Below are 24,416 nucleotides of genomic sequence, written 5' to 3' on the forward strand. Positions count from 1 at the left end.
GTGGGAGCGAGCTTGCTCGCGATGAGGCCTTTTCAGTCAACGAAGATGTTGAATGTCAGTCCGCCATCGCGAGCAAGCTCGCTCCCACATTGGGACGGTGTTCAGTCTGTTGGTTTCGCGCGGCGGGCCTTGAAGAACTCACTGAGCACCGCGCCGCACTCCTCCGCCAACACCCCGCCCTCATAAAGCACCCGGTGATTCAAAAAGCCCTGGGTAAAAAACTGCCCCTGACTCTGCACGATCCCCGCTTTCGGCTCCAATGCGCCATACACCACCCGCGCAATCCGCGAATGCACGATCAGCCCGGCGCACATGCTGCACGGCTCAAGGGTCACGTACAGCGTGCTCCCCGGCAGGCGATAGTTGCTGGCCGCCAACGCCGCAGCGCGGATCGCGACCATCTCGGCATGAGCACTCGGGTCGTGGCCGCTGATCGGGCAGTTGAAGCCTCGACCGATGATCTCGCCGTCTTGCACCAGCACCGCGCCCACGGGCACTTCACCCAGCGCCGCGCCTTGTGCGGCCAGGGCCAGTGCTTCGCGCATGAAGTCGCGGTCGCGGCTGCGGTCGATGATCGCGGCGGGACGTATCTGACGCATCAGGCCACCTCGATGGCGGCCATCAGGCCGGTTTCCATGTGGTCGATCACATGGCAATGGAACATCCACACGCCGGGGTTATCCGCCACCAACGCGACTTGCGCGCGCTCGTTCTTGCCCAACAGGTAGGTGTCGGTGAAGTACGGGATGACCTTGTGCCGGTTCGAGGCGATGACCTTGAAACTCATGCCGTGCAGATGAATCGGGTGCTGATACTGAGTCATGTTCTTCAATTCGAAAATGTAGCTCTTGCCCTTCTCGAGCTTGGCAATCGGGCGGTCGGCGCAGGTCTTGTCCGTGATGTCCCAGGCCTTGCCGTTAATCTGCCACAGGCTGGGCGGCTTGCCGTTGTCGACGTTGACTGACACCGAGCCCACCCATTCGAAATTGAAGTTGAGTTTCTCGGCATTGGCCAGGTCCGGCTCGGCCACCGGGTTGGCCGGCAGCGCGGGCGGCCATACGGTGGGGGCCTCAGTGTTCGCCACCGAGCGGAACGTGCCCAGGCGAACCGGGCCGTTGCGCAGGGCCAATTCTTCGCCGGCGGGCGGCGCCTTGATCGCCAGGCAAATGCGCATGCCCGGGCCGAGCCAGTATTCCTTGCCCATTGGGCGCGGCGCCACGGGATTGCCGTCCAGCGCGTAGATCTGCGCTTCGACGCCGGGAATGTTGAGGCGATACGTCAGCGTGTTGTCGAGGTTGAGCAAGCGTACGCGGGTGATTTGCCCAGCGGGCAAGTCGATCACCGCTTGCGAGACACCGTTGATGGTCGACAGACGCCCCGCAGTGCCACCACGGGCGGCTTCGCGAGGAATGCTGAAGGCTACGAAAGCGCCCTCTTCATCGACGTGCCAGCTCTTGAGGCTCAGGGTTTTCTCGTACTTGAAACCGGTGGGCTCGCGCTCTTCGATGATCAGCGGGCCGACAAGGCCGCGACCGAGTTCTTCGCTGCTGTTCACGTGCGGGTGATACCAGTAGCTGCCGGCGTCCGGCACGCGGAATTTGTAGTCGAAGTATTCGCCCGGCAATACCGGTAGCTGCGATACGTAGGGCACGCCGTCCATTTCCAGTGGCAGGCGGATGCCGTGCCAGTGAATAGTGGTCGCCACCGGCAGATGATTGATGAAGCGCACCCGCAGCCATTCGCCCTGACGAACCCGCAGTTCAGTGCCCGGCGCTGACGGACCGAACGCCCAGGCCTCGGTCTTGTGCCCGGCGACCAGCTCGACGTCCAGCGGTGCCGCGATCAGCTCATAGTCATGGCCGGCGTCAGCGTCGGCCATCTTGCCCAGCCAGTACCTCGACGCGCCCCCCGCTCCGACTCCAACGACAACAAGACCGGCCAGGCCACCGAGAATTTGGCGACGGGTAAAGGACATGAACTCAACTACCTCACGTATCAGCGACAGGCCCGAGGGCCTGTAAAAGGCGAATACGATACACCTGCGGTTGAGAAACAGTAAGGGTGGGGCGGCAATGGGACACAGGGATATCCGTGCTGGCAAAGCACCTGTGGCGAGGGAGCTTGCTCCCGCTCGGCTGCGAAGCAGTCGTAAACCATTCATCGCGGAGTGTCAGATGGAATGCGATTACAGGTTTTGGGGCCGCTTCGCGACCCAGCGGGAGCAAGCTCCCTCGCCACAGGGTTCCGGTTATGGCTGGAGGCCGGTGATCAAATGCACCACTCCGTCATCCAGCATCATCACGCCCGGCACACCGGTCACACTCAAAGCCTGCCGATCTATCCGCGCCACATCCCGCAACTCAACGCGAACCCGGGTCAGCGCCACAGGCTGCTGCGACTTGAGGTTATCCACACCACCCAGCGCGGCGACAACATCCGGAGCCAGCCCGGAAACAGGTTGAGCAACCACCTTCGGCTCATCCACCACCAGATCCGGCGTCAACGCTTTCCAGAACGCTCGCTGCATTTTCTCGAACATGTTCAGTTCTCCAGAACCAGTGAAGTATTGACCGTCGCCTCGTGATACAGCCGCAACGCCTCGCGCACCTGTCCGGCACTTTCCAGGCCCAGCACTTGCTGGGCGATGGCCTGGCAGTCCACCAGGTCCACTTCGCGAACGGCCGACTTGATGGCCGGAATCAACGGCACACTCACTGACAGCTCATCCACTCCAAGCCCCAGCAATAGCGGCACGGCCAGTGTCTCGGAGGCCATGGCGCCACACACCCCGACCCATTTGCCATGGGCGTGCGCGGCCTTCACGGTGCTGGCAATCAACCGCAGAACCGCCGGATGAAAGCTGTCGGCCTGACTGGCCAGACGCGGGTGATCGCGGTCCATGGCCAGGGTGTATTGGGTGAGGTCGTTAGTGCCAATGGAGAAGAAATCCACCTCGGGCGCAAACAGGTCAGCCATCAGCGCCGCGGCCGGCACTTCAATCATGATCCCCAGTTTCGGCAACTCGGTGAGCCCCAACGCAAGCGCCTCTTCTTCCAGCAGTTGCCGGGCCAGACGCAACTCCGAAAGTTGCGTGACCATCGGCAGCATGATGTGCAGCCGGACCAACCCGGCGCTGCTCAGGATGGCCTTGAACTGATCGCGCAACAGCTGCGGACGCTCCAGGCACAAACGAATCCCGCGCAGCCCCAGGAATGGATTGGTTTCGCTGTCCATCGGCACGTAGGCCAGCGGTTTGTCGCCGCCGACGTCCAGCGTGCGCACCACCAGATTACGCATCGGCCCGAGCGCCCTGGCGATGGCGCTGTAGGTGGACGCCTGCTCGTCGTGGCTCGGCGCATGATTGCGATCCAGATAAAGAAACTCCGAGCGCAACAACCCGACGCCCTCGCCTCCCAGCGCCATGGCCTGTTCGGCTTCAGCCAACGACGCGATGTTGGCCGTCACTTCAAAATGATGACCATCGCGGGTACAGGCGGCCAACGTTGCGTGCGCCAACTCATGCTGCTGGCGTTGCTGTTGAAGCTGCCGCCTGGCTTGCAGCTGTTCGATGGCCTGCAGATCCGGATCCAGTTGCAACTCGCCCTTGTCGGCGTCTAGCAACACCTGGGTTCCGTTGACCAGCGCCAGCACTTGCACAGGCAGCCCGCAGATGGCCGGCAAACCGAACGCCCGGGCGAGGATCGCGACGTGGCTGGTGGCGCCGCCGCCGACCGTGGCGAAACCCAGCACCTTGCGGGTATCAAGCCCGGCGGTTTGTGACGGCGTCAGTTGTTCGGCAATCAGGATCGCCCCTTCAGGTAGCTCCATCGCCTGATCCCGTACGCCGAGGATCAGCTTGAGCACCCGCTGGCCCACATCGGCCAAGTCCGCTGCCCGCTCCGCGAGCAAGGCATTACCAAGGTTTTTGAACAAAGTGGCTGTCGACTCGGTGGCCGCGCGCCAGGCAAACCCGGCGCTTTTGCCTTCGTGGATCAGCACGTGAGCCATGTCCAGCAAACCCGGGTCTTCGAGCAGTTCCTGATGTGCCTTGAAGATGTCTGCCTGCGCGTCACCAATGGCGTTGTCGCGCAATTGTTGCAAGGCCACCAGCGCCTCGGCCAGGGCGCGGGACAGATGATCGCGTTCAACCTGCGGTGTGGCGCCCAGTTCATTCACTTCCAGGTTTTGCTCGGCTATCTGCACCACGTGACCAAACGCCGATCCGGGCGATGCGCAAACCCCGCGCAGCACCGGCAGCGATGAAGCCTCGATCACATTCACCTCGACCTGCGCCGAGGCCACCACCGTTTCACCGCATCCACTCACCAAAAGATCGGCCAGCGACTTGATCGCCGCTTCAGCGTCCGGGCCCGCCGCGCTGACTTGCAAAACGTCACCGTGAGCCGTCTGCAACGCCATGATCGCCACCAAGGATTTCGCGTTCGCGCTCTCCTGCTTTTTATGCAGGTAAATGCTCGCCGAAAAACCTTTCGCCGCTTGTGCGAACACCGCTGCCGGACGGGCGTGCAATCCGTTCGGGTTGGCCAGTGTCAGCGGTTTGGAAAACAGTGCCTCATCCTCCGGTACCGGCGCATCCGCTGTTTGCTCGACAGGGTTCAAACTCAGTAGCGGCTGGCCACTGTCTACCAGACCCGTTTCCGGCGTCAGCCAGGTGAACGGCTCCCCGCTGACCACCAGCATCAACGTCAGCAGGCTGCGGGCATTTAATGCAACAAAATCGGCATCGAACTCGATCAACGACTGCCCAACGTCAACCTGCTGGCCCTCCTCCACCAGCTGCGTAAACCCCTTCCCTGCCAGGTTCACCGTGTCGAGGCCGATGTGCAGCAACACCTGCACGCCATTTTCGCCGGTGATGCTGACCGCATGCCCACTTGCCTGCACATTGCTGACAACCCCTGCCAGCGGCGCGCACAAGGTCGTTGAGGTCGGATCGATGCACAGGCCATCGCCGATGACCCGGCTGGAAAACACCGGATCAGGTACGAGGTCCAGTGGCATCAATACGCCGGACAGGGGGGCGTGCAGTTGCAATTGTTGGGATGTGGCCATGACGTCACCTGCTGTTTTGTTCTTTGAAGTGCCGATGGAGCGCGAGGCCCCGACAGCATCGCTTATTTCCACCAATACTCGACCTGCAATCCGACATTCGCACCGTGCCGAGCCGTGCCGAAGGCGCCGGTATCGGACAACGCCGAACCCGCCGCCAGCTCATTGGCCGCCCGTTTCGCCGCCTCGTTCCAGCTGGCATAGGTGTAATACAGACGCACCTCGGGCCGAGCCCAGAATTCCGGGCCTTTGGGCGACCACGTCGGGGCGAAGGTGAACTTGCTCAGCTTGCGTGTGCCGCCCGTGGCGTCGACCTGATCGTGACCCAGTTCGGTCACCAGTTTGAACTGCTCGGAGATCGCGTACGCCGGGCGAATCCCCAAGGACATCCAGTTCTGATCGGCACCGTCCGGACGAATGTCTTTCTGGTAAACCGCCTCGACTTGCCCGCCAAATCGTGGCGTCACTTGCCAGTCGAAGAACTCCACCACCCGGTAACTTTTGTTGCTGTCATCCAGCTTTACGTTACCGGTATAACCCAATCCGGTGCCGGGGCCTTCGCCGTACTGGAAGGCCAGTTTGTTCTTGCCGCCCAGAAAGCCTTTTTGCACATGCTGAGCGGTGATTGCCCAGCCGTGCTGTGCATTGCGGCTGTCGGGTTTGTCGATGTAGCTCAGCCCGAGTTCCAGCTCACCACCGGGGTTTGTGTGGAAACCGGCGACGTTGAAATCGTGCCGATTGATGTAGTCCTTCTGGTACAGGTTGTCCTTGCGCGAAAAGGCGTAGCTGTACTTCAGATCGCCGATCAGCACATCCTCGATACCACCGCCCGTGGCGCTCTGGTTCCAGTAGTAGAAGTCGGAAATGTGGATGTCGTTCCGTTTGTAGTAACGCCGGCCGGCCCACAGTGAACCGCCGTTGAGGCGGGGCATGTTCGACCACTGCGCGTACATCTGCGGCATGCGCACCGAGCCGTTATCGCCGTTGAACGTCAGGTCCTTGTCGTACTGGTTATACAGCGAAGCCATGCCGTCGACGCTCAGCACCGAACCGTCGTCCAGAGTGTACAAATCCTGGCGTAGTTCGAGTTCGGCGTACTGCTCACATTCGTTGCCCAAGCGGTATTTGGTCTGCGCTCCGGGCAGTTGGAAACACTGCTGTTTACCACTGTTGACCGATGTCCCGACGCCGCTGCGCAAGTACCCACCGAATTCCATGGCCTGCGCCGACAACGGCAACGCCAGGCAAACGCTCGCAGCGACAAGGCTGCGATTTATTGTTGTTTTCAAGAACCACCCCATTATTTTTATTGTGTTGTTCCGCAAAATCGACGCGCAAAACTCCCCCGCGCAGCGTTCTGCGTGTTTTTTTGAATCGTTGTTTTTTTAGTGGCTGGTCAGTCGGTCAGGTGCACAACGAATGACTCATACGGCCTTAAAAGAATCTGCCGGTTTCGCGGCGGACAGTCCGGGTAGTTGCTGATGACCAAGCGTTGAGCCATCTCGTCACTGATCACTTCATCCGGCAGTTCCACTTCGCACGGCATGCCATAGAAGTTACTCAGAACCAGCAAACGCTCACCGTCACCTTCACGCACATACGCCCAGAGTTGCGTGTGCTCCGGCAACAATTGCCGGTAGACGCCATCAGACATCAGCGCTTCGCTGCGGCGCAGGGCAATTAGCTGACGGTAGTGATGCAGCACGGAGTCCGGGTCTTCGAACTGAGTGGCGACGTTGATCTGCGCAGCGTTGGCCGGCACGCCAATCCAGGGTTCTGCGGCGCTGAATCCTGCGTTCGGCTCGGCGTTCCAGTGCATCGGCGTACGGCCGTTGTCCCGAGACTTCTGCATGATCGCCGCCATGTTCTCGGCATCATTGGCTCCCGCCTCGCGCTTGAGCCGGAAGATGTTCAACGTCTCGACATCACGGTACTGATCGATGTGATCAAACCCCGGATTGGTCATGCCCAGTTCTTCGCCCTGGTACACAAACGGCGTGCCCTGAAGGAAGTGCAGCGCGGTGCCAAGCATCTTCGCCGAGATCACCCGATATTCACCGTCGTTGCCGAAACGCGAGACCACTCGTGGCTGGTCGTGGTTACACCAGAACAGCGCATTCCAGCCACCGCCAGCCTGCATGCCGGTCTGCCAGTCGGACAGAATGCGCTTGAGCTGGAGGAAGTCGAAGTCAGCGCGAATCCACTTCTGCAGGTTCGGGTAATCGACCTTCAGGTGATGGAAGTTGAAGGTCATCGACAGTTCTTTCGAATCCGGTTTCGAGTAGCGAATGCAGTGTTCCAGGCTGGTGGAGGACATCTCGCCGACGTTGATCAGGTCGTGACCTTCGAAGACTTCGCGGTGCATTTGCTGCAAGTACTCATGCACGTTCGGGCCGTCGGTGTAGAAGCGTCGACCGTCGGAGTTGTCCTCGGGGAAATCCGCCGGTTTGGAGATCAGGTTGATCACATCCAGACGGAAACCGCCCACGCCTTTATCGCGCCAGAAACGCATCATTTTGAAGACTTCGGCGCGGACCTTCGGGTTGTCCCAATTCAGGTCGGCCTGGGTGTGATCGAACAGGTGCAGGAAGTACTGACCAGTCTGCGCCTCGTATTCCCACGCCGAACCGCCGAACTTGGATTCCCAGTTGTTTGGATGATCGCGCCAGATGTAGAAGTCTCGGTACGGGTTGTCGAGGCTGCTGCGAGCCTGCTGGAACCAGGTGTGTTCGATCGAGGTGTGGTTGACCACGATGTCGAGCATCAGCTTGATCCCGCGCTTGCCGGCCTCGGCGATCAGCAATTCGCAATCGGCCATGGTCCCGTAGCTCGGGTCGATGGCGTAGTAATCGCTGATGTCGTAACCGTTGTCGCGCTGGGGTGAACGCAGGAACGGCGTGATCCACAGGCAATCGACACCCAGCCAGTGCAGGTAATCGAGCTTGGCCACGACGCCGAGCAAATCACCCGTGGGGTTGCCGGCGTGGCTGTGAAAACTCTTCGGGTAGATCTGGTAGATCACCGAACGTTGCCAGTCTTGCATGGCGCTATTCCTTCAATAATTTTGGTACCGGCCCTAAGGGCCTGATCGCGGTAGCGATCTGTCAGGCAACCCGATATCCAGGCCGGACAATCTTCATGCTCAACCCGCAGGTCAGAACAAACGGCACAACCATGGCGATGACCATCCCGATCACGAACATCGGGATGAACTGCGGAATGATCGAGATGAAACCGGGCAAGCCACCGACACCGATGGCCGAGGCCTGGACCTTGTTCAGCGACAGGAAGATGCACCCGAGGGCTGAGCCGGTCAGGGCCGCATAGAACGGAAACTTGTAGCGCAGGTTGACCCCGAACATCGCCGGCTCGGTGATGCCGAAATAAGCAGAAATCGCCGAGGTCGAGGCCATGCTTTTGTCGCGCACATTGCGGGTCATGTAGAACACCGCCAATGCCGCGCTGCCCTGAGCGAGGTTGGACATGACGATCATCGGCCAGATGAACGTGCCGCCCTGGGTGGAGATCAGTTGCAAGTCGACCGCGAGGAACATGTGGTGCATGCCGGTGATCACCAGCGGCGCGTAGAGCAAACCGAAAATCGCGCCACCGACCATCGGTGCCAAGTCAAACAGGGTCACCACGCCTTCGGTGATGAGAATGCCCAGATGCCGGGTCACCGGGCCAATCACGGCCAGTGCCAGCACGCCGGTGACCACGATGGTGGTAATCGGCACCACCAGCAATTGCACCGCGTTCGGCACCCGAGCCCGCAGCCATTTCTCGATGACGCTCATGACGTAGGCCGCCAGCAGGATCGGCAAAATCTGGCCCTGATAACCGACCTTTTCAATCTGGAACAAACCGAGGATGTCGAAGTACGGAAGGCTCTGGCCGTCGAGACCCGCGACTGCCTTGCCGTAGTTCCAGGCGTTGAGCAGATCGGGATGCACCAGCATAAGGCCCAACACGATGCCGAGGATTTCGCTGCCGCCAAACCGCTTGGCCGCCGACCAGCCCACCAGCGCCGGCAGGAACACAAACGAGGTGTTGGCCATGAGGTTGATCAGGCTCCAGAGCCCGTCAAGTTTAGGGTAGGCGTCCAGCAGGGTCTGGCCCTCGATGAACATGCCTTTCGCGCCGATCAGGTTGTTGATGCCCATCAACAGCCCCGCAATGATCAACGCCGGCAGGATCGGCATGAACACATCGGAAAACACCCGCACCAGACGCTGCATGGCGTTTATCTTGTCGGCGCTTTTTTGTTTAACGTCGGCGATGGTTGAAGCGGCCAAACCGGTTTGACGGCGCAGTTCGGCGTAGACCTTTTCAACCTCGCCGGGGCCGATGACCACCTGGAACAAGCCACCGGTGAAGAACGAACCTTTCACGAGATCAATCTGATTCAGCGTGGCGCTGTTGACCAGGCTCGGGTCCTTGAGGGCCAGGCGCAGACGTGTGACGCAGTGCGCGGCCTGCTCAAGGTTGTCGCTGCCACCGAGGCTTTGCAGCAGCTCGCTGGCGATGTTCGAATAATCGTGGCTCATGCTTTTCTTCCGCTGTAGTTTTTTGTTTTTGGCAGCACGCCGAAGCGAAAAGTACTCGTCTGTACGAGTTAAAGCAACAACTCGTACAGACGAGTTTGATTTTGTTTACCTCCAACCCGACAGTCGGCGATTTTTCCTACCTCCCGGAACGATGAAACCTAAACCCGCATGGACAAACCCCTACCCTGCCCTTAAGGTTCGAAACCTTGAGTACATCGCGGCACAGAGCCATCCCCATGAGTAAATACAACCAGATCTACAGCGATCTGCTTGCCAGCATCACCACCGAACGTCTGGAACAAGGCGCCCGGTTGCCTTCCGAAACCGAATTGATGGACAGCTATCAAGCCAGCCGCGGCACCGTGCGCAAGGCCATCGAGCAATTGCAGGAGCGCGGTTTCGCCCAGAAAGTCCACGGTAAAGGCACCTTCGTGCTGTCGACCAACCCGATCGAATTCCAGTTGGGCGGCATCGTCAGCTTCCAGGAGACGTATCCGCGACTGGGCAATGACGTCAGCACCGAGGTGGTCGAATTCACCCAGATCCCCCTCGAAGGCGCCCTGCTCGAACACATCAAGGCTGAAGAAGGCAGCCTGATCACGCGGATCAAGCGAGTGCGGCGGATCGATGGGAAACGCGTGATCCTCGACATCAACCATTTCGTCAGCGACGTGATTCCCGGCCTGTCCCGCGACATCGCCGAGCAGTCGATCTACGCCTTCATCGAACAGACTCTGCAACTGCAAATCGCCTACGCCCAGCGCACCATCGAAGCGGTGCCTCGGAGCAAGGACGACCAGCACCACCTGGACCTCGACGGCCAGAGCCATGTGATCGTGGTCAGCAACCAGACCTTCCTGCAGGACGGTCGCCAGTTCGAGTACACCGAATCACGGCACACCCTCGACAAATTCTACTTTTCGGATGTGGCACGGCGCTGACCCTACACGGTCACGAAATGCATGTGGGCATAACTATGTAGTGCACTTGCCTTGAGCAAATGGGTAATCCTCACGGCCCATTTCTCAAGGAGCGAGAGCATGCCTGTTGATCAGAATACTGAAACGTTACCCAATGCGGCCGACAAGGAGCAGCTGAAAACAATTGCCCCCGTCGTCGTGACAGCCTGCCCGGGCTTGAAAGAAGAAGCCCATGGGGTGGCCAGCGAAATCCTGAAAAAATACGGTATCACCGACATGGACCCGGATCAGGTCTGGTGGCATCGGTTCGACAACGTTTCGGCCAGCAGCACCAAGACCTTCCTGAGTTGGGAGCACGCCCCAAAACCCTGCGAATCATTGACCCTGACGCAACTGGTCATCCATGGCTACCGCGTGACCGATCAAGACGACGCCCTCGAACTGAACAGTAATGGCGGGTTTTACACTGCGGATGCAAACGCCAGTATTTTCAATGAAACAAACGAAGTGCGGATGTACCCCAGCAAGGTCCTGACGGATCTGTGGGAGATGAACCTCAGTGAACGTTATCTGAACAAACTGAACGCTTTCTGGACGACTCATTTCGATGACTTCCGGGCCCTGGCCAAATGTAACTACTTCAGCAAAGCCGTCGAGGCGAGGCAAAACGGTCAACTTGAAGAGGAGGATTTCCAGACCGTCGTAAGGGCCGTCGTCGGTGGCGCAGTATGGCCAATCACCTTGGCGAGCCTGCAGTCGCAAACCTCCTCGCCTTCGGATCTTCGTGTCTGCGCCCTGGATGTCGCAGGGCATGCCGCCACCGATATTCTGCGCATCGTTGACCAAAAGGGTCGGCAGATCACCTACGTCCCCGGCGCCGCGCAGCCCTTCCACGTGCATCCGACACTGACGGACATGCACTGGTGGATCCTGCTGCAAATGAATGAGGAGCAGCCACGCACCGAGTTCATGACCCATTTCCCGCTGTCGGTCCGTAAAGAAGTCCACGACACCATCACCCCGCTGATGAACCAGCTGGTCGGCACCTGGGGCAAGTACGACCACCACTTGATCAATCAAAAAGACATCACCATCGACGGCGATGCCTTCACCTGGCAGAGCCGGGCGGTCCAGAGCACGATGCTGGAAGAGGCTGACCTGACACTGGTGACCCATGGGCAGATGCGCAAACAGCTTTGGCTGGGCTACCTGACTGCCGGCCTGCATGTGTTTGGGCCATTGACCGTTCTGGGCTGGCCAATCGCGTTGCCGGTGATCGGGGCCAGCATCGCCGCGATGGGTTTGAACATCGACAAAGCGGTCAATGGCAAAACGGCGGAGGAACGCAAGGCCGGCGTCATTGGCGCGGTGCTCGACGGCATCAATGCCCTTTTCAACATTCCGCTGCTCAAGGAAGTCCGTGTATTGGAGGACGTGGGAGCTTCGGTCGATGCAGCCGAAGCGGCTGAGATGGCAGATCTGAGGGCGGCCGGACATCCGGATGAACCTGTCGGCACACAAGCGTCCGATGATGCTCAGGGAGTAATCCGTCAGCTTGAGGAGTTCACTCCCCTGCCCAAAGATTCCGGGCAAGCGTTAGAAGTGCCCGAGCATTGGCAGAGCAATGAAATCCTGGAAAGCCAGACGCCTCTGGCCACGAGTGGAAAATTCCAGGGCATCTACTCGCTGGACTCAAACCCTTCCACCGCCATCCTGATGAAAGACCAGGCTTACTACGTGCGTTATGAAGCCGACATCAACGGTGGCGGCACGTGGGCGATCATTGATCCGGAAAAGCCTCTCGCGTCTTCAGGTTCCATGCCTGTACGCCTGAATGCCGAGGGTGAATGGGAACTGGTGCCGAAAAGCGGGCTAAAGGGCGGCGGCAAGGACCTCGTCGACCCCGTTCCCGGATCCTCCACGGGAACCACCCAAGCCCGGCCACCGGCTGAGTTGTTCCGACACCTGACGAAATACGATGCTCCTAACGGACGTTCAATGACCCAAATTGCACTGGGCGAAAAAGAAACGCACGTCAAACTCGTCACCCTTCCCGATGGGACCTTGAAAGGGGTGACTTCGTACGAAGAATACATCGCCGCACGGCGCACGGCCCTGATAAGAGATGCGCGCACATTCCACTCTCCAAGAAACTTTTTCGCCTCATTGCCAGCACGGCCGGTACAGCCCGTCATCACCCCAGCCACGACTGTCCCGGAACTCATTGAGAAAATATTCGATACCGCGCCCGGGTTAGTAGTCGGTGAAAGTCAGGATCGCATTGCGAGTATGCGGTTCCTTATCGAAAACATGCCGATACTGGCGAAACAAGGCGTCAAGACGATCTACATGCACCGTTTGCTTAACGACTTCAGTCAAGTCGACCTGAACAATTTCGCAGAAACCGGGAAAATGGAAGGCATGCTGGGACTGTATTTGAAACAACTTAAGAGCGATCCTGCCGGGCAGTTCACACCACTGGAAGTTGTCCGTACGGCCCAACAGTACGGCATTCGAATCCAGGCCACTGATTGCCTGGCAAGCTATCGTTACGAAGGCGCATCCTTTGGCACCCTGTCGCAACAATCTATCAAAAACTACCTCACTCACACGATCATCCAGGCCAACGAAGCCTACAGCCCAGGAAAATGGATGGTGCTGACCGACCAGGAAAACACCAACACGTTCAGGGGCATTGCTGGCATCAGCGAAATGGAGGGGGGTATCGGTTTGCGGATCGAAGAGGTCAGTCCTGACCAGAGTCTGCACATCGAGATAGACCATGGCATCGAGGTGGGCCGTGACGTTCAGCCGCCACCACCGCCGATGCGTGGAGACTTTGACACCTTGTATGCCGACATCAGCCTGGAAATACCCACTCCAGTCATTCAGAGAACACAGGAATCACTCCTCCGGCACCTGTACCGCCCAGGCATGTTCACCATCGAGAAATCAGAGGGCTTCTGGATGTTGATCCATCGAAGCAGAACCGGCGAGCTTGTGCGTACGATGATTGAGCGAACGGAAGGTGGCGGCTTTCTGATCAACCGTCCCGCCTGGACCGATTTACATCAGGTCAACTACCAGAATATTGGCCTCCTTGTACGAGCACTCAACCGCATGGGCATGACACTCGAAGGGCGTCTGCCGATGTAACCCAGTAGACTCTGATACGCAAAAGGCCCCGTGAACTCACGCTCACGGGGCCTTTCAGGTGTTACGGACGATCAGTCAGACCGGGATCACTCCCACTCGATCGTCGCTGGCGGCTTGCTCGACACGTCGTAGGTGACGCGGGAGATGCCTTCGATTTCGTTGATGATCCGGCCGCTGACGGTTTCCAGAAGTTCGTAAGGCAGGTGTGCCCAACGCGCGGTCATGAAGTCGATGGTTTCCACGGCACGCAGGGCAACGACCCAGGCGTAACGACGGCCATCACCGACCACGCCAACCGATTTCACCGGCTGGAACACCACGAAGGCCTGGCTGACCTTGTGGTACCAGTCGGCCTTGCGCAGTTCTTCGATGAAGATGTGGTCGGCGCGACGCAGCAGGTCGGCGTATTCCTTCTTCACTTCACCGAGGATCCGCACGCCCAGGCCCGGGCCCGGGAACGGGTGACGGTAGACCATGTCGTACGGCAGGCCGAGTTCCAGACCCAGACGACGGACTTCGTCCTTGAACAGCTCGCGCAGGGGTTCAACCAGCTTGAGGTTCATTTCTTCTGGCAGGCCACCCACGTTGTGGTGCGACTTGATCACGTGAGCCTTGCCGCTTTTCGCGCCAGCCGACTCGATCACGTCCGGGTAAATGGTGCCTTGGGCGAGGTACTTGATGTTGTCCAGTTTGTTGGACTGGGCATCGAAGACGTCGATGAAGGTACGGCCAATGATCTTGCGTTTTTTCTCTGGGTCGGACTCGCCGGCCAGGTTGTTCAGGAACTGATCTTCAGCGTTGGCGCGGATTACCTTGACGCCCATGTTCTCGGCGAACATGGCCATCACTTGCTCGCCTTCGTGCAGACGCAGCAGGCCGTTGTCGACGAAGACGCAGGTCAGCTGGTCGCCGATGGCTTTGTGCAACAGCGCGGCAACCACCGAGGAGTCAACGCCGCCGGACAGACCGAGCAATACGTTGTCGGTGCCGACCTGAGCGCGAATGTTGGCGATGGCGTCCTCAGCAATCTTCGACGGTGTCCACAGCGCTTCACAGCCGCAGATGTCGAGGATGAAGCGCGACAGGATACGACCGCCCTGCTTGGTGTGGGTCACTTCCGGGTGGAACTGCACGCCGTAGTAGCCGCGAGCATCGTCGAACATGCCGGCAATCGGGCAGCTCGGGGTGCTGGCCAGGATGTGGAATTCCTGCGGCATCTTGGTGACTTTGTCACCGTGGCTCATCCACACGTCGAGGCCGAACAGGCCGTCGGCGTCGATGTGGTCTTCGATGCCGTCGAGCAGGCGGCTCTTGCCGACCACGTCGACACGGGCGTAACCGAACTCACGCAGCTCGGAACCTTCAACCTTGCCACCCAGCTGTTCAGCCATGGTCTGCATGCCGTAGCAGATGCCGAAGACCGGCACGCCCAGGTCAAACACCGCTTGCGGGCAGCGAGGGCTGTTGGCTTCGTGCACGGACTCGGGGCCGCCGGCGAGAATGACGCCTTTTGGAGCGAATTCGCGAATCGCGTCTTCATCCATATCGAACGGATGCAGTTCGCAGTACACGCCGATTTCACGCACGCGGCGGGCAATCAGCTGGGTGTACTGGGAACCGAAATCGAGGATCAGGATGCGGTGGGCGTGAATGTCGAGGGCCATGGAGTCAGTCTCGTCTATGGAATTCAGAAACAACTCGGGGCTGAATCAAACAGCCCCGGTTACTTAACTTTTTGCTGGAAGCCTCAACCTACGCGGTAGTTTGGCGCTTCTTTGGTGATCTGTACGTCGTGGACGTGGGACTCGGCCATGCCGGCGCCGGTGATCCGCACGAACTCAGGCTTGGTGCGCATTTCTTCGATGTCGGCACTGCCGGTGTAGCCCATCGAGGAACGCAGGCCGCCCATCAGTTGGTGGATGATGGCGCTCAGGCTCCCCTTGTAAGGAACACGCCCTTCGATGCCTTCCGGAACCAGTTTCTCGGCGCCTGCCGAGGAGTCCTGGAAGTAACGGTCGGAGGAACCTTGAGCCTGGGACATGGCGCCCAGCGAACCCATGCCGCGGTAAGCCTTGTACGAACGACCCTGGAACAGTTCGATCTCGCCTGGCGCTTCTTCAGTACCGGCGAACATCGAGCCCATCATCACGCAGGAAGCACCGGCCACGATGGCCTTGGACAGGTCACCGGAGAAACGGATGCCGCCGTCGGCGATCAACGGAACACCTGTGCCTTCAAGGGCAGCGGCGACGTTGGCGATGGCACTGATTTGCGGGACGCCGACACCGGCGACGATACGGGTGGTGCAGATCGAGCCAGGGCCGATACCGACCTTGACCGCATCGGCGCCAGCTTCGGCCAAGGCCTTGGCGGCAGCGCCGGTGGCGATGTTGCCGCCGATGACCTGCACTTCAGGGAAATTCTGTTTGACCCAGCGAACGCGGTCGATCACGCCTTTGGAGTGACCGTGTGCGGTGTCGACCACCACCACGTCAACGCCGGCATTGACCAGGGCGGCTACGCGGTCACCGGTGTCTTTACCGGTACCGACTGCAGCGCCAACGCGCAGACGACCTTGATCGTCCTTGCTGGCCAGCGGGTAAGCCTTGGCTTTTTCGATGTCGTTGACGGTCATCATGCCTTTGAGGGCAAATTTGTCGTCGACGATCAGGACACGTTCGATGCGGTGCTTGTGCAGCAACTCGCGAACGTCGTTCTTGTCCGCGCCTTCCTTGACCGTGACCAGACGCTCTTTAGGCGTCATCACTTCGCGGACAGTGGCTTCCAGACGATTTTCGAAACGCACGTCACGGGAAGTGACGATGCCGACCAGGTCGCCATTGTGCAAAACCGGAACGCCGGAGATGTTGTGCTGGCGGGTCAGTTCGAACAGTTCACGAACCGTGGCGTCGGCCTCGATAGTGATCGGGTCCTTGACCACACCGGCTTCGTAACGCTTGACCTTGCGAACTTCGGCAGCTTGCTGCTCGATGGTCATGTTCTTGTGGATGATGCCGATGCCACCTTCCTGAGCCATGGCAATTGCCAGACGGGCTTCAGTAACGGTGTCCATGGCGGCAGAAACCAGAGGAATATTCAGCTCGATGCCACGGGTTAGGCGGGTCTTGAGACTGACTTCGTTAGGAAGCACCTCGGAATAACCAGGCACTAGGAGAATGTCGTCGAATGTCAGAGCTTCTTGGCTGATACGCAGCATCGCGGGGGCTCCCGAGCGGGAAAATGGAAGCGCGCCATTATAGTCAGACACCCCCTCGGGTTCAATGTAAAACTCTGTCTATTATCAGCATTACTGATATACGGGGATTGTCGCTTCCTACAACTCGACTTTCACCCAACTGACAGGCTGATCGAGCCAATCGGCAAACTCGTCGATAAAACTCTGCTTGAACCCGGCCTCGGCCCAATTATTAAAGATGAACCCCAGGTTGGAAAAACCGCATTCCTGCAGGAAAAGAAACCCGTTGATGTCGTCTTCATGCCCGCATTCCGGACAGGTGAAGTTATCGGTGCGCCCTGGCATCCAGTCCTCCAGGCTATCGAATAGTGCTTCGCCGACTTCCTTGCGGCATTCGGCGCAGCCCGCCTCCTCCAGGAATCCCTTGGCCGGTGTATAGATGCAACGCTTGGTGATGATCTCCAGGCCATTGATCGGCTCGCCGAACGGCAGCGCTTCAGGATGCAGCACCACCGCGCGGGCACCGTCGCCGATGGCGTGGGCCATGCGGTTGCCGGTACGACCACAGGTGGTCAGCTCTTCCTGGATGATGTTCTTGCGCACCAGCCAGCGCACGACCGCACGGGCCCGGGGTTCGTGCACCGGCAGCGTGGAGATTTTCGGGACGATGATGCTTTGCGAATTCATGGTGCAAGCCTACTGCGTCAAATGGATGTTCTGCGGTGTTCGTACTGACGCCTTCGCGGGCAAGCCCGCTCCCACAGGGGTTAGGGGTGTACATAAAAATAATGTTCACCTCGGTCACTGTGGGAGCGGGCTTGCCCGCGAAGGCGTCCGAGCGGCCGGCAGCTTAATCCCTGACGAAATCCGGTCAAGTACTCAAATAACGCCCGATCAAGGCAATCCCGCTCGCCAGCACCAACCACGTCACCAGCCGGACGAACGCCTCGCGGGACAATCTCATGGTCAACCGCCGGCCGATCCACAGCCCCAAGGCCATGGCCGGCAACAAACACAGCGCCAGTACCAACAAGGGTAGCTCGGCATAGACACCTGCGACGGCAAACAGGCTCAAGCGCACCACTGTGCTGCAACTGATCAGCGCACTCTGGGTCGCCCGCGCCGCCTCTTTCGGTAATCGACTGTTCAAATAGATTGCATATAAAAAGCCGCCACTGCCAAACAACGCCCCGAACATCCCGCCCACGGTGCCCATCGGCACGGCCCAACCGGCGGACAATTGCGTCGGCCGGGTTTTGACCCACAAGCTGTAAACCGCATAGGCGCTGATAAACAGCCCCATCAGCAGCAGCAAAACATCGGATTTGAGGTTCAACAGGAAGATTACCCCCAGCGTGCAGCCCACCGACATGCAGGGCAGCAGCCGCAGCAACTCGGGTTTCGCCACCTCCCGCCGCGAAGGCAACAGATTGCCGAACGCTGCGACGAAATCCAGCAGCACCAGCAATGGCACAATTTTCGACAGCGGCAGGAACAGAATCAGAATAGGCCCCGCCACCAACGCGGTGCCAAACCCGGCGATGCCAAACACGATGTAAGCCAAGGCAATGCCCAATCCGATCACCAGCCAATCCGTGGCGCCGAATGGCCATTGGCTCAACAACTCAAACACATTCATCTGCACAACTTCCTTGAATACCAAGGATGACTTTAGCCAGCGCCGAGTCTTGCGACTAATATCTTCAAAGCCACCCACCCATCTCAAAAAGGCATGACTGGTGCTTTCAACCCGCCAATTGCGTTACTTCGTGGAAATAGCCGACTGCGGGAGTTTCAGCGCGGCCGCAGAACGACTGTTCATTGCCCAGTCGGCCCTGAGCCGACAAATAAAGGACATGGAAACCCGCCTGCAAACGCCATTGTTCGAGCGCACCGCACGCCAGCCCCGTCTGACGGCGGCCGGTGAAGCCTTCCTGCCCCGGGCCAGAAACCTGCTGAACGAACTGACCAAAGCCAGCGAGATGGCCACTCAGGTCGGCAATGGAGAACTCGGCACCTTGCGCCTCAGCCACTCCAGCACCGTGCCTATGTGTGGCCGCCTGCTGCGAGGCATCAGTGACTATCTGGTTCAGCATGTCGGAGTGTCCATGGACATCGCCAAGCTGTCTTCCGAAGTGCAACTTGAAGCGTTGGCCGACGGTCGGCTGGATGTCGGACTGCTGCGCCTGCCGGTCTTGCGCCAACGTGAAGGCGTGCAGATTATTCCTTTGTACAGCGAACGATTGCTGCTGGCTGTTCCGCCCAATCATCGGCTGGCTGTGGATAAGTCCGCTCAGGGCATCGATCTGGCGCAACTGAAGGATGAAGCGTTTATCTCCATTCCTCATCCCCAGCGCGGCGGGTTGAGTTATCTGTCCGCCGAGCTGTGCATGCGTCAAGGATTCTTCCCGAAAGCGGCGCGGGTGGTGTCGCGCAAAACCACGCAACTGCAATTGATTCAGGCCGGTTTCGGCATCGCCCTGCTGCCGGAATCGATGCGGGACATTGCGCCGCCCGATATCCACTTCCTGCCGCTGGCCCACCCGGATTGCCACAGCACCGTCGCCCTCGCCTGCAAGCAAAATCCCACGGCGCTGGTTCAACACTTCATCAACACCTGCACATAGCTCGCTACCACAGGGGATTTTTGTTGGCTCATGGAGATTGTTAGCCGAATGCCTTTAAACTGCGCCCCATGATTAAAGATCCCTTTGCAAGACTCGGCCTGGACCGTGAAGTCCTGACTGTCAGCCAGCTCAACGGCCGCGCGCGGGTGTTGCTCGAAGACGTGTTCAGCAACATCTGGGTCGAAGGCGAAATCTCCAACCTCGCCCGGCCAGCGTCCGGCCACGTGTATTTCACCCTCAAGGACAGCGGCGCCCAGGTGCGTTGCGCGTTGTTCCGGCAGAACGCGGCGCGGGTTCGTCAGGCGTTGAAAGACGGTTTGGCGGTCAAAGTGCGCGGCAAGGTTTCGCTGTTCGAGGGTCGTGGCGACTATCAGTTGATCCTCGACACCGTGGAGCCGGCCGGTGACGGTGCCCTGCGGCTGGCCTTCGATGCATTGAAGGAAAAACTCAGCGCCGAAGGCCTGTTCAGCGCCGAGCGCAAAGTGCCGTTGCCGGCGCATCCGCAACGCATCGGCATTATCAGTTCGCCAACTGGCGCGGTGATTCGCGACATCATCAGCGTATTTCGCCGCCGTGCTCCGCAGATCCAGCTGACGTTGATCCCGACCGCCGTGCAGGGCCGCGAGGCGACTGCGCAGATCGTCCGCGCACTGAAACTGGCGGACGCTCGCGGATTCGATGCGCTGATCCTCGCCCGTGGCGGCGGTTCGCTGGAAGACCTCTGGTGTTTCAACGAAGAAGCCGTGGCCCGCGCCGTGGATGCCTGCGTAACGCCGATTGTCAGCGCCGTCGGCCATGAAACCGACGTCTCGATCAGTGACTTCGTCGCCGACGTCCGCGCCCCGACGCCGTCCGCTGCCGCCGAATTGCTTGCACCGGATTCCAGCGACCTGGTGCGCCGGGTCGAGAGCCTGCATCGTCGCCTGGTGATGCGCATCCGCGACCGTTTGATGCGTGACCGCCTGCGCCTGGAAGGCATGTCCCGTCGCCTGCGCCATCCCGGCGAACGCCTGCGCCAACAAGCGCAACGTCTGGATGACCTGGACATGCGCATGCGCCGCGCTTTCGAACGCCACCTCAACACCCGCCGCGAACGGCTGATTCGTCTGGAAACCCGCCTCGCCGGGCAACATCCCGGACGGCAACTGGCGATGCTGCGTCAGCACCTCGACAGTTTCGCCGAGCGCCTGCCGCGAGCCATGCGCGAAGGGCTCAAGTCCCGTCGTCTGCAACTGCAAAGTCAGGTGCAGACGCTGCAGGTGGTCAGCCCGCTCGCGACGCTGGCCCGTGGCTACAGCATTTTGCTGGACGAACGCGGCAACGCGATTCGCAGCGCCGAGCAAACCCACACCGGTCAACGCCTGAAAGCCAAACTGGGCGACGGCGAACTGCAGGTCCGGGTCGAAGACAATCACCTGACACCTGTCACCCTTTCTTTACTGGATTGATCCATGCCGCGTTTTTTAGCTCCGCTGCTGTTGTTGTGCCTGACCTTCAATGCCCACGCCGACAGTTACATCACCCGCCTGTTGAACAAACCGGTGCCGGGTGGCGTGGCCGTGGTGGATCTGGGCACTTCTGCCCAGGCGCCAAAAGCCAGCTATCAAGGCAAACCGGTGCTGGTGGTCAAGGAACAGAACAATTGGCTGGCGATTGTCGGTGTGCCGTTGACGGTTAAACCGGGCACGCAGCAGGTCAGCAGCGGCGGGCGTAATCTGAGTTTCACGGTCGGCAGCAAGAAGTACCCGGAACAGCACATCACCCTGAAGAACACGCAGCAGGTCAATCCGAACCCGGAGAATCTGAAGCGCATCGAAGGCGAACTGGCCGAGCAGATCGCTGCCTACCGCACTTTCAGCCCGAACACGCCAAGCAACCTGCTGCTGGACAAACCGGTCAACGGGCCGCTGTCGAGCAAGTTCGGCGTACGCCGGTTCTTCAATGGTGAGGAGCGCAATCCCCACTCAGGCCTGGATTTCGCCGTGGGTGCCGGCACACCGATCAAGACACCGGCCGCGGGCAAGGTGATTTTGATCGGCAACTACTTTTTCAACGGCAATACAGTGTTTGTCGACCATGGGCAGGGCTTTATCAGCATGTTCTGCCATATGTCGAAGATTGACGTGAAGGTGGGACAGCAGCTGGCACGGGGTGGAGTGGTCGGGAAGGTTGGCGCCACCGGGAGAGCGACCGGGCCGCATATGCACTGGAATGTCAGCCTGAATGATGCGCGGGTGGATCCGGCGATTTTTATTGGGGCATTTCAGCCTTAACTAGTCGGTGAGGCTGCCGGCCCCTTCGCGGGCAAGCCCGCTCCCACAGGGTGATCGTTGTAAACACAAATTTTGTGTACCCCAATGTCCACTGTGGGAGCGGGCTTGCCCGCGAAGGAGGCAGCACTGACACCGCCTATTCCGCCTCAAGGTCCTCAATCCCATGGGCTTCCCGGTCCGCCAGGCAATGCTTGATCCACTCCTGTGTCTCCACCGAGAAACCCGCCAATTCTTCAGACGTGATCAACTCCCGGGCACACAGCCCGAGCAAATGCGACCGAGCCTCATGCCGTGAGAACCTGAACACACCAAACGCCCAATACAGCTCCTTTTGCCTGGACTGAAGCAGCTCTTCAGTGGCTTCAATCCGCTCGTAAGGCGAGAGGCTTTTATCCAGCACTGTGCGCTCGACCTCCTCCATGATCCGGATACACATCCGCTCATGAGCCATCGGCCGCAACGCGCTATACCGCTTCCAGTCCGACTCGTTCATGTCCGACTCCTGCCTTGTTCAGGCTTTAAGCATAGCTGTGCTCGAAGGGCCATCGGCGCAATTCTCCAATTGCGCAGTGCTCAAACCTCGCGCAAACATAAAAACGATCACGATCATTCGAAGCAATAAAATCGCGGCATAAGCACTTTTTCGAGTATTCCTCTCAATTTTTTTCGACTGCTTGCCATCCTCAACCACGGCGGTTAGGGTTGAAGGCATGAAAACCTCGCACACCCTCATTCAGCTTCGCCAGCACCGCAGCCTGTGCCTCGTCAGCGCACGACTGCCAGGTTGAATTGCGGTGCCTCGCCCCATGCCTTTCCCCAAGAACAGTTGATCCACCGGCAGGCCGCCTTTTTTCGGCCCACACAATAAGGATTTCCCGATGAGCATGCTCAAAGACCCGTCTTCGAAATACCGCGCGTTCCCGACCATCGACATCCCGGACCGCACCTGGCCGTCGAAGACCATCACCGCAGCGCCGATCTGGTGCAGTTCCGACCTTCGTGACGGCAACCAGTCGCTGATCGAGCCAATGGACGCGGTCAAGAAGCTGCGCTTCTGGAAAACCCTGGTGCAGGTCGGCGTGAAAGAGATCGAAGCCTCGTTCCCGGCCGCTTCGCAAACCGACTTCGACTTCGTGCGCACCTTGATCGAAGGCAATCACATCCCGGACGACACCACCATTCAGGTGCTGACCCAGGGCCGTGAAGACTTGATCGAGCGCACCTTCGAATCCCTGCGCGGAGCGAAGAAAGCCATCGTTCACCTGTATAACGCGACCTCCCCTTCTTTCCGCCGCATTGTCTTTAACCAGGACAAGGAAGGCGTCAAGGCTATCGCCGTGAACGCGGCCAAGCTGTTCGTCAAATACGCGGCCCAGCAGCCAAATACCGAATGGACCTTCGAGTACTCGCCGGAAACCTTCAGTGCGACCGAACTGGAATTCGCCAAGGAAGTCTGCGACGCGGTGATCGAGGTCTGGAACCCGACGCCTGAGCACAAGATGATTCTCAACCTGCCAGCCACCGTCGAATGCGCGACCCCGAATATCTACGCCGACCAGATCGAATGGTTCGGCCGTCACATCAACCGTCGTGACAGCGTGATCATCAGCCTGCACACCCACAACGACCGTGGCACCGGCGTTGCGGCCACCGAACTGGGCTTGATGGCCGGCGCCGATCGTGTCGAAGGCTGCCTGTTCGGCAACGGCGAGCGTACCGGTAACGTCGACCTCGTGACCGTGGCGCTGAACCTCTACACCCAGGGCATTCACCCTGAGCTGGACTTCTCCGATATCGACGGCGTGCGCAAAGTCGTCGAAGAGTGCAACCAGATCCAGGTGCACCCGCGTCACCCGTACGTCGGCGACCTGGTTCACACCGCGTTCTCCGGCTCGCACCAGGATGCGATCCGCAAGGGCTTCGCCCAGCAGAAACCGGATGAGCTGTGGGAAGTGCCGTACTTGCCGATCGACCCGGCCGACATCGGCCGCAGCTACGAGGCGGTGATCCGCGTCAACAGCCAGTCGGGCAAGGGCGGGATCGCCTACCTGCTGGAACAGGAATACGGCATCAGCTTGCCGCGTCGCATGCAGATCGAATTCAGCCAGGTCGTGCAGCGTGAAACCGATCGCCTGGGCCTTGAGATGACGGCCCAACAGATCCACGCCTTGCTGCACAGCGAGTATCTGCAGGCCAACACCCCGTATGCGCTGGTCAGCCATCGCCTGCAGGAAGAGAACGGTCACAGCGCCGTGGAAGTGGAAGTCTCGGGCAAAGGTCAGGGCGAAACCAACCTGCACTGGCGCGGCAAGGGCAACGGCGCGCTGGAAGCCTTGGTGGCCGGCCTGCCGATTCCGGTGGAGATCATGGACTACAACGAACACGCGATCGGCGCGGGCACCAATGCCAAGGCGGCGGCCTACATTGAACTGCGCGTGAACGGTGAGCGTGCGGTGCACGGCGTCGGCATCGATGAAAACATCACCACCGCGAGCTTCAAGGCCCTGTTCAGCGCGCTGAACCGCTCCCTGAGCCAGCCGGAAGCGAAAGCGGCGTAAGCGTTCGCTGCAATGCAAAAGGCCCCTAGGTGAGAACCTTGGGGCCTTTTTGTTTGCCTGCCGTTTGAT

19 protein-coding genes are annotated in these 24,416 nt (G+C 59.5%); 6 read left to right on the top strand and 13 right to left on the bottom strand.

Translation table 11 applies throughout. The features are described from left to right. Positions 1-101 precede the first annotated feature (101 nt). The 7 genes from tadA to treP form a co-directional block, all read right to left on the bottom strand. Entirely contained in the window at positions 102-599 is a 498-nt protein-coding gene (gene tadA / locus ACYZT8_RS24000) for a tRNA adenosine(34) deaminase TadA (protein ID WP_461976494.1), read from the bottom strand. Beyond that, positions 599-1,975: a multicopper oxidase family protein gene (locus ACYZT8_RS24005; RefSeq protein WP_461976496.1), complete on the bottom strand. Its 1,377-nt coding sequence runs from the start codon at positions 1,973-1,975 to the stop codon at positions 599-601. The genes tadA and ACYZT8_RS24005 overlap by 1 nt, the downstream gene beginning before the upstream one ends. A gap of 273 nt (positions 1,976-2,248) precedes the next feature. Continuing rightward, positions 2,249-2,539: a PTS transporter subunit EIIB gene (locus ACYZT8_RS24010; protein WP_461976498.1), complete on the bottom strand. Its 291-nt coding sequence runs from the start codon at positions 2,537-2,539 to the stop codon at positions 2,249-2,251. A gap of 2 nt (positions 2,540-2,541) precedes the next feature. Continuing rightward, positions 2,542-5,073, bottom strand: a complete 2,532-nt coding sequence (gene ptsP / locus ACYZT8_RS24015) for a phosphoenolpyruvate--protein phosphotransferase (RefSeq protein ID WP_461976500.1) — start codon at positions 5,071-5,073, stop codon at positions 2,542-2,544. A gap of 62 nt (positions 5,074-5,135) precedes the next feature. Then, positions 5,136-6,359: a carbohydrate porin gene (locus tag ACYZT8_RS24020; RefSeq protein ID WP_461976502.1), complete on the bottom strand. Its 1,224-nt coding sequence runs from the start codon at positions 6,357-6,359 to the stop codon at positions 5,136-5,138. Positions 6,360-6,466: 107 nt separating this feature from the next. Further along, positions 6,467-8,113: an alpha,alpha-phosphotrehalase gene (treC, locus tag ACYZT8_RS24025; protein ID WP_461976504.1), complete on the bottom strand. Its 1,647-nt coding sequence runs from the start codon at positions 8,111-8,113 to the stop codon at positions 6,467-6,469. A gap of 61 nt (positions 8,114-8,174) precedes the next feature. Continuing rightward, a complete protein-coding gene (gene treP, locus ACYZT8_RS24030; protein WP_461976506.1) occupies positions 8,175-9,617 on the bottom strand; it encodes a PTS system trehalose-specific EIIBC component in 1,443 nt (480 codons plus the stop codon). A gap of 236 nt (positions 9,618-9,853) precedes the next feature. Here treP and treR point away from each other — a divergent pair, with 236 nt between their 5' ends. Both treR and ACYZT8_RS24040 read left to right on the top strand, forming a co-directional pair. Beyond that, a complete protein-coding gene (treR, locus tag ACYZT8_RS24035; RefSeq protein WP_461976508.1) occupies positions 9,854-10,558 on the top strand; it encodes a trehalose operon repressor in 705 nt (234 codons plus the stop codon). A 99-nt stretch (positions 10,559-10,657) separates the two neighbouring features. Next, complete coding sequence (locus ACYZT8_RS24040) at positions 10,658-13,693, top strand: membrane-targeted effector domain-containing toxin (RefSeq protein ID WP_461976510.1); 3,036 nt, start codon at positions 10,658-10,660, stop codon at positions 13,691-13,693. Positions 13,694-13,779: 86 nt separating this feature from the next. Here ACYZT8_RS24040 and guaA read toward each other — a convergent pair whose 3' ends face one another. The 4 genes from guaA to ACYZT8_RS24060 all read right to left on the bottom strand — a co-directional run bounded on the left by guaA (position 13,780) and on the right by ACYZT8_RS24060 (position 18,528). After that, positions 13,780-15,357, bottom strand: coding sequence for a glutamine-hydrolyzing GMP synthase (guaA, locus tag ACYZT8_RS24045; RefSeq protein ID WP_046054681.1), 1,578 nt, complete (start codon positions 15,355-15,357; stop codon positions 13,780-13,782). A gap of 83 nt (positions 15,358-15,440) precedes the next feature. Then, complete coding sequence (gene guaB, locus ACYZT8_RS24050; protein WP_109634587.1) at positions 15,441-16,910, bottom strand: IMP dehydrogenase; 1,470 nt, start codon at positions 16,908-16,910, stop codon at positions 15,441-15,443. A 117-nt stretch (positions 16,911-17,027) separates the two neighbouring features. Then, positions 17,028-17,576: a sugar ABC transporter ATPase gene (locus tag ACYZT8_RS24055; protein ID WP_461976512.1), complete on the bottom strand. Its 549-nt coding sequence runs from the start codon at positions 17,574-17,576 to the stop codon at positions 17,028-17,030. A gap of 184 nt (positions 17,577-17,760) precedes the next feature. Beyond that, a complete protein-coding gene (locus ACYZT8_RS24060) occupies positions 17,761-18,528 on the bottom strand; it encodes a sulfite exporter TauE/SafE family protein (protein WP_461976514.1) in 768 nt (255 codons plus the stop codon). A 100-nt stretch (positions 18,529-18,628) separates the two neighbouring features. Here ACYZT8_RS24060 and ACYZT8_RS24065 point away from each other — a divergent pair, with 100 nt between their 5' ends. The 3 genes from ACYZT8_RS24065 (at position 18,629) to ACYZT8_RS24075 (ending at position 21,789) form a co-directional block, all read left to right on the top strand. Beyond that, positions 18,629-19,516, top strand: a complete 888-nt coding sequence (locus tag ACYZT8_RS24065; protein ID WP_461976516.1) for a LysR family transcriptional regulator — start codon at positions 18,629-18,631, stop codon at positions 19,514-19,516. 68 nt (positions 19,517-19,584) lie between these two features. Continuing rightward, positions 19,585-20,964, top strand: coding sequence for an exodeoxyribonuclease VII large subunit (gene xseA, locus ACYZT8_RS24070; RefSeq protein WP_461976518.1), 1,380 nt, complete (start codon positions 19,585-19,587; stop codon positions 20,962-20,964). Between the two features lie 3 nt (positions 20,965-20,967). Beyond that, positions 20,968-21,789, top strand: a complete 822-nt coding sequence (locus ACYZT8_RS24075; protein ID WP_461976520.1) for a peptidoglycan DD-metalloendopeptidase family protein — start codon at positions 20,968-20,970, stop codon at positions 21,787-21,789. A 136-nt stretch (positions 21,790-21,925) separates the two neighbouring features. Here ACYZT8_RS24075 and ACYZT8_RS24080 read toward each other — a convergent pair whose 3' ends face one another. Together ACYZT8_RS24080 and ACYZT8_RS24085 are read right to left on the bottom strand one after the other, a co-directional pair. Continuing rightward, entirely contained in the window at positions 21,926-22,282 is a 357-nt protein-coding gene (locus ACYZT8_RS24080) for a hypothetical protein (protein WP_461976522.1), read from the bottom strand. An 18-nt stretch (positions 22,283-22,300) separates the two neighbouring features. Further along, positions 22,301-22,501: a hypothetical protein gene (locus tag ACYZT8_RS24085; RefSeq protein WP_461976524.1), complete on the bottom strand. Its 201-nt coding sequence runs from the start codon at positions 22,499-22,501 to the stop codon at positions 22,301-22,303. A gap of 166 nt (positions 22,502-22,667) precedes the next feature. Here ACYZT8_RS24085 and leuA point away from each other — a divergent pair, with 166 nt between their 5' ends. After that, the gene (gene leuA, locus ACYZT8_RS24090) at positions 22,668-24,347 is read left to right on the top strand and encodes a 2-isopropylmalate synthase (protein ID WP_461976526.1); all 1,680 of its coding nucleotides are present in this window, start codon (positions 22,668-22,670) and stop codon (positions 24,345-24,347) included. Positions 24,348-24,416 lie beyond the last annotated feature (69 nt).

The sequence above is a fragment of the Pseudomonas sp. LB3P93 genome, from assembly GCF_054898025.1.